The organism is Acidovorax sp. 1608163 (assembly GCF_003669015.1).
Taxonomy (GTDB): domain Bacteria; phylum Pseudomonadota; class Gammaproteobacteria; order Burkholderiales; family Burkholderiaceae_C; genus Acidovorax.
Window position 1 is genome coordinate 3268287 of sequence record NZ_CP033069.1, and the last position, 12741, is coordinate 3281027.

The 12741-nt window shown below is 65.1% G+C and carries 13 protein-coding genes; 4 read left to right on the top strand and 9 right to left on the bottom strand.

Annotated features, from left to right (window positions below; all coding sequences use genetic code 11):
- Positions 1 to 159: 159 nt before the first annotated feature.
- Together EAG14_RS14485 and EAG14_RS14490 are read right to left on the bottom strand one after the other, a co-directional pair.
- Positions 160 to 717, bottom strand: a complete 558-nt coding sequence (locus EAG14_RS14485) for an ABC transporter substrate-binding protein (RefSeq protein WP_371414360.1) — start codon at positions 715 to 717, stop codon at positions 160 to 162.
- A gap of 140 nt (positions 718 to 857) precedes the next feature.
- Positions 858 to 1283, bottom strand: coding sequence for a group II truncated hemoglobin (locus EAG14_RS14490; RefSeq protein ID WP_121730487.1), 426 nt, complete (start codon positions 1281 to 1283; stop codon positions 858 to 860).
- A 292-nt stretch (positions 1284 to 1575) separates the two neighbouring features.
- Here EAG14_RS14490 and EAG14_RS14495 point away from each other — a divergent pair, with 292 nt between their 5' ends.
- The 4 genes from EAG14_RS14495 to EAG14_RS14510 all read left to right on the top strand — a co-directional run bounded on the left by EAG14_RS14495 (position 1576) and on the right by EAG14_RS14510 (position 4740).
- Entirely contained in the window at positions 1576 to 2409 is an 834-nt protein-coding gene (locus EAG14_RS14495) for an ABC transporter substrate-binding protein (protein ID WP_121729311.1), read from the top strand.
- A gap of 67 nt (positions 2410 to 2476) precedes the next feature.
- Entirely contained in the window at positions 2477 to 3169 is a 693-nt protein-coding gene (locus EAG14_RS14500) for an amino acid ABC transporter permease (protein WP_121729312.1), read from the top strand.
- A gap of 90 nt (positions 3170 to 3259) precedes the next feature.
- Entirely contained in the window at positions 3260 to 4000 is a 741-nt protein-coding gene (locus EAG14_RS14505; RefSeq protein ID WP_121729313.1) for an amino acid ABC transporter permease, read from the top strand.
- Positions 3997 to 4740 (top strand): amino acid ABC transporter ATP-binding protein, encoded by a 744-nt coding sequence (locus EAG14_RS14510; RefSeq protein WP_121729314.1) that lies wholly within the window; start codon positions 3997 to 3999, stop codon positions 4738 to 4740. The genes EAG14_RS14505 and EAG14_RS14510 overlap by 4 nt, the downstream gene beginning before the upstream one ends.
- Before the next feature lie 33 nt (positions 4741 to 4773).
- On the opposite strand, the gene EAG14_RS14515 is transcribed toward EAG14_RS14510, so the two are convergent.
- From EAG14_RS14515 to fdh3B, 7 genes are all read right to left on the bottom strand, one after another.
- Positions 4774 to 7293, bottom strand: coding sequence for an ABC transporter permease (locus tag EAG14_RS14515; RefSeq protein WP_121729315.1), 2520 nt, complete (start codon positions 7291 to 7293; stop codon positions 4774 to 4776).
- An 11-nt stretch (positions 7294 to 7304) separates the two neighbouring features.
- On the bottom strand, positions 7305 to 9026 hold the full coding sequence (locus EAG14_RS14520) for a C13 family peptidase (RefSeq protein ID WP_121729316.1): 1722 nt from the start codon (positions 9024 to 9026) through the stop codon (positions 7305 to 7307).
- A 110-nt stretch (positions 9027 to 9136) separates the two neighbouring features.
- The gene (locus tag EAG14_RS14525; protein ID WP_205603402.1) at positions 9137 to 10054 is read right to left on the bottom strand and encodes a formate dehydrogenase accessory sulfurtransferase FdhD; all 918 of its coding nucleotides are present in this window, start codon (positions 10052 to 10054) and stop codon (positions 9137 to 9139) included.
- 209 nt (positions 10055 to 10263) lie between these two features.
- Positions 10264 to 10653, bottom strand: a complete 390-nt coding sequence (locus tag EAG14_RS14530) for a hypothetical protein (RefSeq protein ID WP_099658514.1) — start codon at positions 10651 to 10653, stop codon at positions 10264 to 10266.
- A gap of 11 nt (positions 10654 to 10664) precedes the next feature.
- Positions 10665 to 11870: a formate dehydrogenase subunit gamma gene (locus EAG14_RS14535; protein ID WP_121729318.1), complete on the bottom strand. Its 1206-nt coding sequence runs from the start codon at positions 11868 to 11870 to the stop codon at positions 10665 to 10667.
- 12 nt (positions 11871 to 11882) lie between these two features.
- Positions 11883 to 12122: a hypothetical protein gene (locus EAG14_RS14540; RefSeq protein ID WP_099658512.1), complete on the bottom strand. Its 240-nt coding sequence runs from the start codon at positions 12120 to 12122 to the stop codon at positions 11883 to 11885.
- Positions 12119 to 12739 carry a formate dehydrogenase FDH3 subunit beta gene (fdh3B, locus tag EAG14_RS14545; RefSeq protein WP_099658511.1) on the bottom strand — a complete coding sequence of 207 codons (621 nt, stop codon included), beginning with the start codon at positions 12737 to 12739 and terminating at the stop codon, positions 12119 to 12121. The genes EAG14_RS14540 and fdh3B overlap by 4 nt, the downstream gene beginning before the upstream one ends.
- Positions 12740 to 12741 lie beyond the last annotated feature (2 nt).

Here is a 12741-nt window from a genome sequence, read left to right on the forward strand (position 1 = left end):
CCAAAAGACGCCTTGCGTCCCATCCCGATCCGCACTACCACCGCCTCGCGAGGGTGATGCAGGTCATCCCTAGCAAAACGGGCCCTCGCGGCCCGTCTTTTTTATCTGCCGTCCAACCCTGCATAGGGGTCAGCACAGGAAGCGCCCTGCCCTGCGGGACTACTTGGTGGCAGCCCTGGCAGCGTCTGCCTTGGCTTTGGCCTCTGTGGCCTTGCGCTGCAGTTCGGCCGCTTCCTTGTCTGCAGCCTCTGCGTCCTTGGGCTTGTTGGCTTTGCGTGCGGCCTCGGCGCGGGCTTTGGCTTCGTCGGTTTTGCGCTGCAGCTCCGCAGCCTCTTTATCTGCTGCTTCAGCTTCCTTGGCTTTCTTTTCCTTGTCGGATGGCGCGTTGGCATTGGCCAGCGCATTGCCAGCCATGCTGCCTGCCACAGCGCCTACGGCGACCGCCCCCATGGTGCCCATCATGCTGGGCGCTGCTGCCGGGGCTGCAGCGGGTGCAGCCGATGTTGCGGCAGGAGCGGCCGTGGCCGGGGTGGCAGCCGCTGGTGCAGCCGGGCTCGTGGCCTTGGTCGCTGCGGGGGCCGCTGGCGCCGGTGCGCTGCGGGTGGGCTGCACGGATTTGCCACCACCCAGCCGCTTGGCGTGGGCAAGGTGCGGCGCCAGCAAAGCGGCCATGGCCAAGGCTGCAACGGCGGCAGAGGAACGGGTCGATATCTTCATGGGTGGTGGTTTGTCTCTGTCAACAATGACCGAGCCATTGTGCAAAGAAGGGCCACCAAAACACCCGCATGGGCCTATGGGCGGTAGGTGTTTGGCGCAGCGCTGACGTAGCGCAGCACGACCGGCGATGGGCCCCATCCCTAAACCCCCTTGTTGCGCATCCAGTCGGCCGTGCCCATGAAGCTCTCGCGCAGGCGGGCGCGCAAATCGTCCGGCACGCCGGTCTCGCCCATGGCCTGGTCCATGCAGGCTACCCACTGGTCACGCTCTTTGATGCCGATGGCAAACGGCATGTGCCGCGCACGCAGGCGCGGGTGGCCGAACTGGTCGGTGTAGTACGAGGGGCCGCCGAGCCAGCCGCACAAGAACCAGAACAGCTTTTGCCGGGCGCTGTCCAACTCTGGGCCGTGGGCCGCGCGCAGCTCTGTGTAGGCAGGCTCCAAGTCCATCAGGTCGTAGAAGCGGTCTGTCAAGGCCTGTACGCGGGCCTCGCCCCCGATCCACTCAAAGGGGGTTGCAGGGGAGGCTGCGGTGTCGCTGGCTGCGTCGGTAGCGTTGTCGGTCATGCGTGAAAAAAGCGTGGCTAGGTGCCTGAGAAAAAACGGTGTTTCGCTGGGGATACGCAGGGCGTTGCACTGCGGCGTAGCGGTGCGTGCAAAGGTGGGGCCGCACAGCATGCGGCGACTAATGATATTTGCATTCCTTATTTCACAGGCAAGCACCGCCCACCTACGCTCATGACCCAAGGAACCGGGAAGGCGTTGGCAAAGGCCTGTGCTGCAGGTTGGGGGGCTGTGCCTTCCCTGGTTCCCCCTGACAGCCATCCATTGTTCCAAACCACTTGAGGGACCCACCTTTATGCGCAGACGCTCGATTTTCCCGGTGATCACCGCCGCCACCCTGGCATTGTTTGCAGCGGCCGCCCATGCAGACCAACTGGCCGACATCAAGAAGCGCGGCGAGATCGTGTTCGGCGTGCTGGGCATTGATGAGCCCAACAGCTTCATTGACGCTAAGACCCGCGAATTCATTGGCTACGAAGTGGACTTGGCACGCGCTGTGGCCCAGAAAATCGGCGTAAAGCCCGTGTTCAAACAAGTGGCAGTGGCTGCGCGCATCCCTGAGCTGCAGCAAGGCCATGTGGACGTGCTGGCCGCCTCGCTAACGCACAACAAGGAGCGTGAGTCGCAGGTGGACTTTGGCTTGACGCACTTGGTCACCGGCCAAAAGGTGTTGGTCAAAACCAGCAGCGGCATCAAGAGCGTGGCAGACCTCGCTGGCAAAAAAGCATTGACCGTGAAGGGTGGCACGCAAGGCCCCAACCTGCTGAAAGCCGCCCCCACCGCCGATGTCGTGACCTTTGAATCCACACAGCAGGCGTTTCAGGCCCTGCAGCAGGGCAAGGGCGTGGCCTACGTGAACGATGAAGCCAGCCTGCTGGCCGACTACGCCAAGCTGGGCCCCAAGGCCAAGGACTACGTGATCCTGCCGCAAAACCTGAGCGTGGAACCTCTGGCTTTTGGCATCAAGAAGGGGGAAGTGGCCATCAAGACCGTGGTGGACGAAACACTGCGCGAGCTTGAAAAGTCCGGCGAAGCCGAGAAGCTCTTCATCAAGTGGTACGGCCCCGACAGCAAACTCAAGTTCCCCAAGCGCGACTTCAAGATCGAGAGCGACAAGGTAGACAGCTAAATACCGGACATGCGGCCGACAGCCCGCTACGGCGGGCTTTTCTGTGTGGTCTGACCGCCTTTGTTCCATGCCTGTTTTAGATTTTTCACTGCTGCTCTCGGGCCCCTACCTTGGCATGCTGCTGGCCGGGCTGCGCCTGTCGCTGGCGCTGCTGGCCTCCACGCTGGTACTGGCACTGCCGCTAGCGGTGGTGGTGGCGCTGCTGCGGCTGGCACCCGTGGCTGCGCTGCGTTGGCTGGGGGCTGTGTATGTGGAATCCATCCGCAACGTCCCCCTTTTGGCCCACATGCTGTTTTGGTACTTTGGCGCGCCAGAGTTGCTGCCCGAAGCCACCAAGGAATGGCTGTACGGACACAACTACGAGGCTACCGCAGCCGTGGCTGCGCTCACCCTGTACACGGCCGCGTTCATGGCGGAAGACATTCGCAGCGGTATTCGCGGCATCCCTGGCGTGCAGTTTGAGGCGGGGCGGGCGCTGGGTCTGGGGTTTCTGGCCACCATGCGCTTGGTCATCTTGCCGCAGGCACTGCGCGTCACGGTGCCACCGCTCATCTCCCAAACGCTGAACCTGTGGAAGAACACCAGCATTGCCACCGTGATTGGTGCTGCCGAGCTGATGTACCAGGCCGCCAAGGTGGAAAGCGCCACTTTCCGCAGCTTCGAGGCGTTTGTTTTTGCGACGGCAAGCTACGTGGCGCTGTCGCTGGTGATCACCGGGCTGGCAGCCTGGTACCAGCACCGCTACCCCGTGCGGACGTAACAGGGGCAGCATGGCACAAACCCTCAGCCAACAGGCGCCCCGCGCACCGCAGAGGCTGGCGCTGCAGCCCTCCTCTCCAAGGCATTGCACATGAGTTTTTTGGAAATGGTGGACACCTACTGGCTGTACTTTCTGGTGGGCCAGTACCCACAGGGGCCACTGGGGGGGCTGGCACTCACCTTGATACTGGCCAGCCTGGGCCTGGTGTCGGCGCTGCCGGTGGGGCTTCTGCTGGGGCTGGGCCGTGTCAGCCCCTGGCGCTGGCTGCGCTGGCCTGTCACTGGGCTGGTGTTCGTGGTGCGCAGCACGCCACTGCTCATGGTGGTGTTCTGGGCCTACTTCTTTTTGCCCAGCGTGACAGGCCACAAAACCGACCAGTTCACCACCATGCTGCTGGCACTGGCCTTGTTCAATGGTGCCTACCTGGCCGAAATCGTGCGCGCGGGCATCCAAGGCCTGCCACGCGGGCAAATGGAATGCGCCCGCGCACTGGGGCTGAGCTACCTGCAGGCGATGCGGAAGGTGGTGCTGCCACAGGCGCTGCGCCACATGCTGCCCTCGCTGCTGAACCAGCTGGTGTCCACGATCAAGGAGACATCGCTGGGCTTCATCATTGGCCTCAATGAGGTCGCCATGATTGCGACACAAATCAACTCCCTGGTGTTCGTGCTGCCCGCGCAAATTTATGCCGTGCTGGCCCTCACCTATTTCATCCTGTGCTTTGGCCTGACGCGCCTGGCCTATGGGCTGGAGCAGCGACTGGCCCGACGCGCCAAGCCGCCCACCACAGCCCTCCGCACATCCACATCCCTGGCAGGAGCCACCGCATGATCCGGTTTGACAACGTACAAAAATGGTTTGGCAGCTACCAGGCGCTGCGCGATGTGAATGAGACCATTCACGCAGGCGAGGTGGTGGTGGTGTGCGGTCCATCGGGCTCTGGCAAGTCCACACTGATACGCACCATCAATCGGCTGGAGCCCATTCAGGGCGGGCGCATTCTGGTGCAGGGAGAAGACATTTACCGCCCTGGGCTCCTGCTGAACCAGTTTCGCTCACGGGTGGGTTTTGTGTTCCAGCAGTTCAATTTGTTCCCGCACCTCACGGCGCTGCAAAACTGCACGCTCGCCCCCACCCAGCTCGGCAAACTCGCCCCGGCCGAAGCCGAGCGCCGCGCCCTGGCCTTGCTTGATCGGGTCGGCCTGGCGCACAAAGCCCAGGCGTACCCCACCGAGCTGTCTGGCGGGCAGCAGCAACGCGTTGCCATAGCCCGCGCGCTGGCCATGGAGCCCCCGGTGATTCTGTTTGACGAGCCCACCAGCGCGCTCGACCCCGAGATGGTAGGAGAGGTGCTGCTGGTGATGCGCGATCTGGCCCGCGACGGCATGACCATGGTGGTGGTCACGCATGAAATGGGGTTTGCCCGCGAAGTGGCCGACCGGGTGCTGTTTCTCGACCAAGGGCAGGTGCTGGAGCGTGCCACCCCAGACGACTTTTTCAACCGCCCTCAGCACCCACGGGCCCAGCAGTTTCTGTCGGACATCCGCACGCCCTTTGCGCTGGCTGCATAAAACAGCCAGCGCCTCTGCGGCCGATCAGTCCCATCACTCCGCAGCGCGGCGCAGTGTCTCGACCACGGGGCGACGCAGCACGTCGCGCAGGCCCCACCAGCCCGCCAGCAGGGCCAGCACGGCACCGGCCAAGGCCCCGGCCAGCGGCACCCACAGCGATGCCGTCCAGGCAAAGTCAAACACGTAGCGGGCCAGGGCCCAGCCCACGGCCACGGCCACGGCGCTGGCCAAAAAACCCGCCAGCAGCCCCACGCCCATCAGCTCGGCCCGCTGCACCTGGCGCAGCAGGCTGGCGCGGGCGCCCACGGCGCGCATGATGGCGAATTCGCGGGCGCGCTCCTCGCGTGTGGCGGTAACGGCCGCAAACAGCACCACCAGCCCAGCGGCCAGGGTGAAGGCGAACAAAAACTCCACCGCGCGGATGACCTGATCGAGCACACGCTGCACCTGGGTGATGGTGCTGGCCATGTCCACGTTGGTAATGTTGGGGAATTGGCGCACCAGCGCGTTGTCAAAGCCCTGGGCCTCGGGCGCGCGGTAAGCCGCCAGGTAGGTGACAGCCACGCCTTCTAGCTGCTGCACCGGGTACATCACAAAGAAGTTGGCACGCATGGAGCCCCAGTCCACCTTGCGCAGGCTGGTGATGCGGGCTTCGTTCTGCACACCGCCAATGTCAAACAGCAGGCTGTCGCCCAGCTTCAGGCCCAGGGTCTGCGCAATGCCCTCTTCCACGCTCACGGCACCAGCCTCGTTGTCGGTCCAATGGCCTGCCACGATCTGGTTGTGGGCGGGCTGCTGCACGGCCGTGGAGAGGTTGAACTCGCGGTCCACCAGGCGCTTGGCGCGGTCTTCGGTGTAGGTGTCCGGCCCCACGGGCTGGCCGTTCACGGCCAGCAGGCGGCCGCGGATCATGGGGTACCAGTCGTACTTGGCCACGCCGCTGGTCTGCAGGGTTTTCTGAAAATCGTCGGCCTGCTCGGGCATCACGTTGATGACGAAACGGTTGGGCGCATCGGGCGGGGTGGCCTGGCGCCAGCTGCTGATGAGGTCGGTGCGCAGCAGCACCAGCAGCACCAGCGCCAACAGGCCCACAGCCAGGCTGCTGACCTGCACCACGGCATAGGCCGGGCGGGCCGAGATTTGCCGCGTGGCCAGCACCAGCCAGCGCGGGGCCGTGGCTTCGTTCACGCTTTTGCGCAGCAGCTTCACGGCCACCCAACTCAGGCCTGCGAACAAGGCCACGGCCCCGGCAAAGCCGCCCACGGCAATGAAGCCCAGCTTGAGGTCGCTGCTCACGGCCAGCAGCAACGCCGCAAAGCCCGCCACGCCCACGCACAGCACGGCCAGCGATGCAGGCTTGAGGCCGCCCACGTCGCGGCGGATGACGCGCAGCGGCGGCACCTGGGCCAGTTGCAACACGGGCGGCAGGCCAAAGGCAAACAGCAGCGTGAGCCCCATGCCCAAACCAAAGGCCACGGGCCACAGGCTGGGCGCGGGCAAGGCCGACTCCACCAGCCCGGCCAGCAGCATCACAAACACGTTGTGCACCAGGTAGCCCAGCGCCACGCCCAATGCGCTGGCAAACAGGCCAATCAGCGCGAATTCGGTGGTGTACGCACCCGCAATGGTGCGCTGGCTTTGCCCCAGCACGCGCAGCATGGCCGAGGCATCGAGGTGGTCGGCGGCAAAGCCGCGTGCCGCCAGCGCCACGGCCACGGCCGAGAGCAGCGCGGCCAACAAGGCCACCAGGTTCAAAAACTTCTGGGCGCGGTCCAGCGTCTGGCGCATTTCGGGGCGGCCGCTCTCCAGCGACTCGACCCGCACGGCGCGCACGTCGGTCTTTTTGACCTCGGCATTGGCCCAGTCGGCAAAGGCCTTGACGGCGGCGGGTGCCCCCGCCACGGCAAATCGGTAGGTGATGCGGCTGGCGGGCTGCACCAGGCCGGTGGCAGGCACATCGGCCGCGTTGAGCATGACACGCGGTGCAAAGCTCATGAAGCCCGCGCCCCGGTCGGGCTCGATGACGATGATGCGGGCAATGCGCAACTGGGCATCGCCCAGCAGCAGCTTGTCGCCCATGGCCAGGCCCAGCGCGTCCAGCAAAGGTGCATCCACCCATACGTCGCCAGGGGCGGGAATGTCGCGGGTGGTCTGCTCTGGCCCGCCCGGCGCGTCGGTCACTTTGAGGGCGCCGCGCAGCGGGTAGCCCGCCTCTACGCTTTTGAGGGCCACCAGCTTGCTGGCACCGCCTTGCGCATCGCTGGCGCGGCCCATGGTGGGAAAGCCCATGGTGCCCACGGTTTGCAGACCCAACGCACGGGCTTTTTCCACAAAGGCCGCTGGCGTGGGGTTGTCGCTGGCCACCACCGCATCGCCCCCCAGCAGCTGCAGGGCATCGCGCTGCAGGCCGCCTTGCAGGCGGTCGGCAAAAAAGCCCACCGAGGTGAGCGCGGCCACCGCCAGCGTGACGGCCACCATCAACAAACGCAGCTCGCCAGCGCGCAGGTCGCGCAGCAAGGTGCGCCACCCCAGGCGCAAGAAGGACAGATTCATGGGCGCAAACCTTAGCGCAATTGCACGGCGCGGTGCGCCATAGGGGTTTGCGCCACCAGGCCTTTGCCACCGGGCCGTGGCGCAGAGGAAGGCGTTGCAGCCTCTGCCGACAGACGCTGGGCCAGGGCCTTGAGCACCGGGTCAATCTCGGCCCCCACGCGCATCTGCGGATTAGAGAAGCCATCGGCCTTGCCCGCCTCGACCTCGCGCTGGGCGATGATGGGCACGGCTTTGTTGAACGCATCGGTGAAGGAGTAGGTGCTGCGCAGTTGCTCGTTAAATACGGCGCGGCCAAAGAAGGTCAGCTCAGAGCGCATGCCGCAGCCGTAGGAGGTGTGCGTGGCGTCCGCTGCCGTCATGATGAGGGTGGACGGGGTGGCCAGCGTATCGAGCCAGCCGCCCGAGTAACAAGCCGAGATGGCGATCACGCGGTGACGGATGCCCGCATCGTCCAGCATGTGGCGCAGCAGCTCGGGCGTCATGGGGTCCACCTGCAAGGGCGGGTGGGCGGCAGCAAGCTGATGGTTGCGGGCACCATGCGAGGTCATGTAAACCACGAGCACGTCCTGCTCGCGGTCCATGGTGGCGGCCAGGGCGTCCACGGCGCTGCGCAGATTCTCTGGCGTGGCCCACAGATGGGTGTCGGCCGTCTCGGCATGGTTAAGCAGGTGCAGCACGCGGCCTTCGGCATCGAAGCGGTCTTGCAGCAGATCGCTCACCATGGTGCTTTCGCGGCGGAACACTTCTTCGCCCGCATAAGGGGCGAACACCAGGCCGTACACATCCACCACGCCGGGGCGTTCGGGGGTCAGGTCTTGGGTGTAGGCCTCCAGCATGAGCTGCTGGCCCTCAAACACCGCTTGGGACAGGGGCACGCCTGCGGGTTGCGCGTCTGCCCCTTCGGCAGCGGCGGCATCGGTCGCTGCCTGCACATCCACCACGGGCTTCCAGGTGGGCTCCACCCCCAAACCCAATTGCACAGCCGTGCCCGCCACCAGGCACAGCGCAAACACCGCTGTGCGCCAGCGCGACCGCACGAAACGCGCCGTGAGCCGCACCATGGCGGCATACGAACACAAGATGACGGCAATGGCCGACAGCCCCAGCAGCAGCTCGGGCAGCGTCCAATCCAAACGGTCTTGCCATGCAGGCATGCCGGCACTGGCCTCGTCGCTCGCAGGAATCAGGAGCAAAGGAATCACCCACGGCAGCACGGCCAGGCTACTCAACAACAACCAAGCTGGCACACCACCCGCCAGCGCCTCAGCCGGTCCAGGCGCCTGTTTCTGCACTGGCCACATGGCCCACCAGGCCGCGCCCAGCAATGCCAGCGACAACCAGTGCTGGCCCAGCCAAGCCTGGGCATTGAATTCCACCGGCCCCACGGCCACGGCAGCCCACCATTCGCCCAGCACCACCAAGCCCCAGCTCACCACCATGGCACTGATCAACTGCGCCGGGGTCGGCGCTGCCGCCCCCGTGCGCGGGGCCATGAAGACAGCGGCGCGCAAGCTCTCGAGCACCCAGCGGTACCAGGGCAGGTGCGTGGGCACAGCAGGCCCGGGCGCCGTGGGTGCGGTAGGCACAGTAGGCGCGGCGGAGGGATGGGATGGCGGTGCATCGCCCACAGCCTCTGCCGATGCCGCTGGGGCAACGGAGGCGACTGGGACGCTAGAAGCAGCAGGAACAGGGGAAGGCGCGGGGACTTCTGCGGATTGAGGCTCGACGGTCATGGCCCAATCATGCCATTAGATAAAAATGGCACCTAGCGCTTATTCAACAAGCGCTAGCAGCTACGTTTTTGATAGCAACCATGCATTCAACCAAGAGGCCAGCGCCACGCTCAGGCCAACTCGGGCTGCAGCACCAGCCGGTGTACGCCCGTGTAGCAAACAAAACGCCGGTTGGTCGCACGGCCAATGGCGCACAGGCCCAGCTGCTGCGCAACGGCGTGGCCCATTTGCGTCATGCCGCTGCGCGAGACGACGATGGGCACCCCCATCTGGGCAGACTTGATGACCATCTCGCTGGTCAGCCGCCCGGTGGTGTAGAACACTTTGTCGGCCCCGGCCATGGGCTGGAAGGGGGTTGCACTGCCCTGCCCCTTCTGCGCTGCTGCGGCATCGGTGCCTTCCAGAGGCGCCGGCTCGGGGTTCATCCACATCCAGCCTGCAATGGTGTCAATCGCGTTGTGGCGGCCCACGTCCTCCACAAAGGTCAGCATCTCATCACCCCGAAACAGCGCGCAGCCATGCACCGAGCCCGCAGACTTGTAGGTGGTCTCTTTCAGGCGGATGGCGTTGACCAGGCCGTACAGCTGCGCTTGGGTCAGCTGGGCTTCGGGCAGTTCGATGCGGTCCACCTCGTCCATCAAGCCACCAAACACACTGCCCTGGCCGCAGCCGGTGGTCACCACCTTGCTGGCGGTGCGCTCTTCAATGCGGGCAATGCCGTGGCGCGTGCGCACTGCGGCGGCATGCACGTCCCAATCCACGGTGATGGACTCGATGTCAAACACCGACTCCACCAACCGCTGGTTGCGCAGGTAGCCCAGCACCAGCAACTCAGGGTGGGCGCCCAGCGTCATCAGGGTGACCAGTTCGCGCCGGTCCACATACACGGTGAGGGGCCGCTCGGCAGGAATGTGCACCGCCTCGGTCTCGCCCCGTTCATTGATCACGTCCACCGCCTGCGTCAGCGGCGCCTGCGCCTGGGTCAGGCGCGGCAAGGCCAGGGTGGAGGCGGGAACGGGGTGAGGCATGGCAACGGTCATGGCGGCAGAGTACACGCAAAAAAGCCGCAAGCGAAGTGCGCTTGCGGCTTGAGAAAGTCAGGGGGATCAGCCCCCTTCAAAGTTAGAGCGGCTCACAAAACTCAGCGAAACGGTTCTGGCTAGGCGCTGCGTCGCAGGCAGTACGCGTAGTACGACAAGACGCGGCAACGACGCCAGAAGAGTTTTGTTAGCCGCTCTTAAGACTTGGGCGCCGAGGCCGCTGGCGTGTTCGTGCTCGGCGGGCTGCTGGCCGTGCCTGGTGGCGAATGGGCGCCGGCCGCCTCTTGCGGCTTGGCCGCTGGCGGGGTGTAAGCAAAGGGCCCGGGGTCGGCACAGGTGGCAGGCGCTGCCGCTGCGGGTTTGGCGTCCTTGTTGGTCTTGCGGTAGTGCGCGGCCACGCGGTCTTGCGACTGGCACAGCTTGTAGTTGTCTACCTTGCCTGCCCAAGCGGCCTTGGCGGCGGCTTCGGCGGCTTTTTCTGCGGCTTCAGGGCTGGGGGCAGGCAGCTTGGCCGAGGCCACAGAGCACAGTGCGCTCAGGCCCAATGCCAAGGTTGCGAGCAGGGAGGGTCGGAAAAAATGCGTCATGGTGCGTTGCCTCATACCTGTGCGGGCTGGCCCGCAGATGGCGTTGCTGCAGCGCCCGCCTGGGGGGCTGCGCTGCGTTGCCGTGGGATCTTGCCCGCCTGAACATCGTCGTACCACAGCTCGTGGTGCTCCTTGGCCCAGGCGTCGCTCACATAGCCCGTCTTCATGGCCTTGTAAGCGCCCTTCATACCCACCGTGCCCATGTAGATGTGGCCGCAAATCAGCGCCATCATCCAGATCGCCAGGGTGGCGTGAATCATGTGGGCGATCTGCATGTCGCCGCGCACATCGCCAAAGCCGGGGAAGAGCTTGTCGAGCACCAAACCCGTGGCCACCACAAAGATGCCCGGGATGGTGATGCCCCACCAGAACAGCCCCTTCTCACCCGCGTTGAAGCGGTGCGAGGGCACTTCATGGCCGTCACCGCCCAGCATGCCGCCGCCCTTGGACAGCCACACAAAGTCGGCGCGGTTGGCAATGTTGTCCTTGATGAACGTGAGCACAATGACCGCCAGCGACACCGCAAACAGCGGGCCCATGAAGTTGTGCACGTTCTTGAGCGCGTAGGTCAGCCAGCCAAACAGCGTGCTGCCCAGCACAGGCAGCAAGAAGAACTTGCCAAACGCCATGACGATGCCGGAAGCGGCCAGTGCAATGAAGGCAAACGCATTGGCCCAGTGGGCTGCACGTTCAAACGGGGTGAAGCGCTCGATGCCCTTGCTGCCCGTGTCGGGATGGTCGTGGCCCATGGGGCCTTTGACGAAGTAGAAGATGCCCAGGGCCAGCAGCACGATGGCGAACAATGCCGCACCGTACGGAATGATCCATTGGTTGCGCACCTCACGCCAAGCCTGGCCTGCATTGGTAAAGCGCGAGCCGGGGTACTGCACAAAGGGCTGGATCAGGTTGCCCGCCTCAGGGGCCTGGGTCTTGGGCAGGCTGCTGTAGCCCGTCACGCCCTGCCCCACCTGGCGCCACACGGGCGCATTGTTGCCGGGCTGCACCTTCATGCGCTCGCCGTTGGTTTGCTCGGCATAGCCGGGCTCGGCGCTGGCGTCGGGCTTCACTTCAAAAATGTTTTGGCCTTGCACGCCTGCCACCGCAGCGGCAGCAGGCACCTCGCCCACGGTGCCAGAGGCGGTCGGCCCGGCGGGCGCCTGGGCGTGCGCAGCGAAGGCCCCTAAGGTCAGCAGCAAGGCACAGAGACTGTGTTTCATGGCAGACCTCGCTCAGGGCTTCTGGTTGCGGGAGTACTCGTTTTGCCCGTACTGCTGGCGTGTGCGCAACTGCTGCTCCCAGCTGGTCTTGTCCCCCGTGGTCCAGCCGGGCTGCGTGAAGTTGCTGCCGGTGCCAGCGTAGGGTGCGGCGTCGTGCTTGACGCCACCGCCGGTCTGCGGCTTTTCGGAGCAGGCCGACAGGGCTGCGCCCAAGACAAGGGCCATGGAGAGGGTGGAGACAATGCGCTTCATGACTTGGCTCCTGCGGGGGGTTGGCCCGCCTGCTTGGAGCCGTAGGCCGTGCCCCAGCCCCACACTTCGGCGCCCTTGCCGCGTTGCACCACGCGGTTGCGGAAGATGTCCGCCACCACGTCGCCATCGCCAGCCAGCAGCGCCTTGGTCGAGCACATTTCGGCGCAGGCAGGCAGCTTGCCTTCGGCCAGGCGGTTGCGGCCATATTTTTCAAACTCAGCCTGGCTGCCGTGGGTTTCAGGCCCACCCGCGCAGAAGGTGCACTTGTCCATCTTGCCGCGCACGCCAAACGTGCCTTGCGACGGAAACTGGGGCGCGCCAAACGGGCAGGCGTAGCTGCAGTAGCCGCAGCCAATGCACACGTCCTTGTCGTGCAGCACCACGCCCTCTTCGGTGCGGTAGAAGCAGTTCACAGGGCACACGGCCATGCAAGGGGCATCGCTGCAATGCATGCAGGCCACCGAGATGGACTTCTCGCCAGGGACCCCGTCATTGAGGGTGACCACGCGGCGGCGGTTCACGCCCCACGGGACTTCGTGTTCGTTCTTGCAAGCGGTCACGCAGCCGTTGCACTCGATGCAACGCTCAGCGTCGCAGATGAATTTCATTCGTGCCATTG

Coding starts and splice junctions, on each gene's coding strand:
- EAG14_RS14500 (WP_121729312.1), top strand. CDS start 2,477: ATGCCTGTTTTAGATTTTTCACTGCTGCTCTCGGGCCCCTACCTTGGC.
- EAG14_RS14515 (WP_121729315.1), bottom strand. CDS start 7,293: ATGAATCTGTCCTTCTTGCGCCTGGGGTGGCGCACCTTGCTGCGCGAC.
- EAG14_RS14510 (WP_121729314.1), top strand. CDS start 3,997: ATGATCCGGTTTGACAACGTACAAAAATGGTTTGGCAGCTACCAGGCG.
- EAG14_RS14485 (WP_371414360.1), bottom strand. CDS start 717: ATGAAGATATCGACCCGTTCCTCTGCCGCCGTTGCAGCCTTGGCCATG.
- EAG14_RS14530 (WP_099658514.1), bottom strand. CDS start 10,653: ATGACGCATTTTTTCCGACCCTCCCTGCTCGCAACCTTGGCATTGGGC.
- EAG14_RS14540 (WP_099658512.1), bottom strand. CDS start 12,122: ATGAAGCGCATTGTCTCCACCCTCTCCATGGCCCTTGTCTTGGGCGCA.
- EAG14_RS14520 (WP_121729316.1), bottom strand. CDS start 9,026: ATGACCGTCGAGCCTCAATCCGCAGAAGTCCCCGCGCCTTCCCCTGTT.
- EAG14_RS14495 (WP_121729311.1), top strand. CDS start 1,576: ATGCGCAGACGCTCGATTTTCCCGGTGATCACCGCCGCCACCCTGGCA.
- EAG14_RS14525 (WP_205603402.1), bottom strand. CDS start 10,054: ATGCCTCACCCCGTTCCCGCCTCCACCCTGGCCTTGCCGCGCCTGACC.
- fdh3B (WP_099658511.1), bottom strand. CDS start 12,739: ATGGCACGAATGAAATTCATCTGCGACGCTGAGCGTTGCATCGAGTGC.
- EAG14_RS14535 (WP_121729318.1), bottom strand. CDS start 11,870: ATGAAACACAGTCTCTGTGCCTTGCTGCTGACCTTAGGGGCCTTCGCT.
- EAG14_RS14490 (WP_121730487.1), bottom strand. CDS start 1,283: ATGACCGACAACGCTACCGACGCAGCCAGCGACACCGCAGCCTCCCCT.
- EAG14_RS14505 (WP_121729313.1), top strand. CDS start 3,260: ATGAGTTTTTTGGAAATGGTGGACACCTACTGGCTGTACTTTCTGGTG.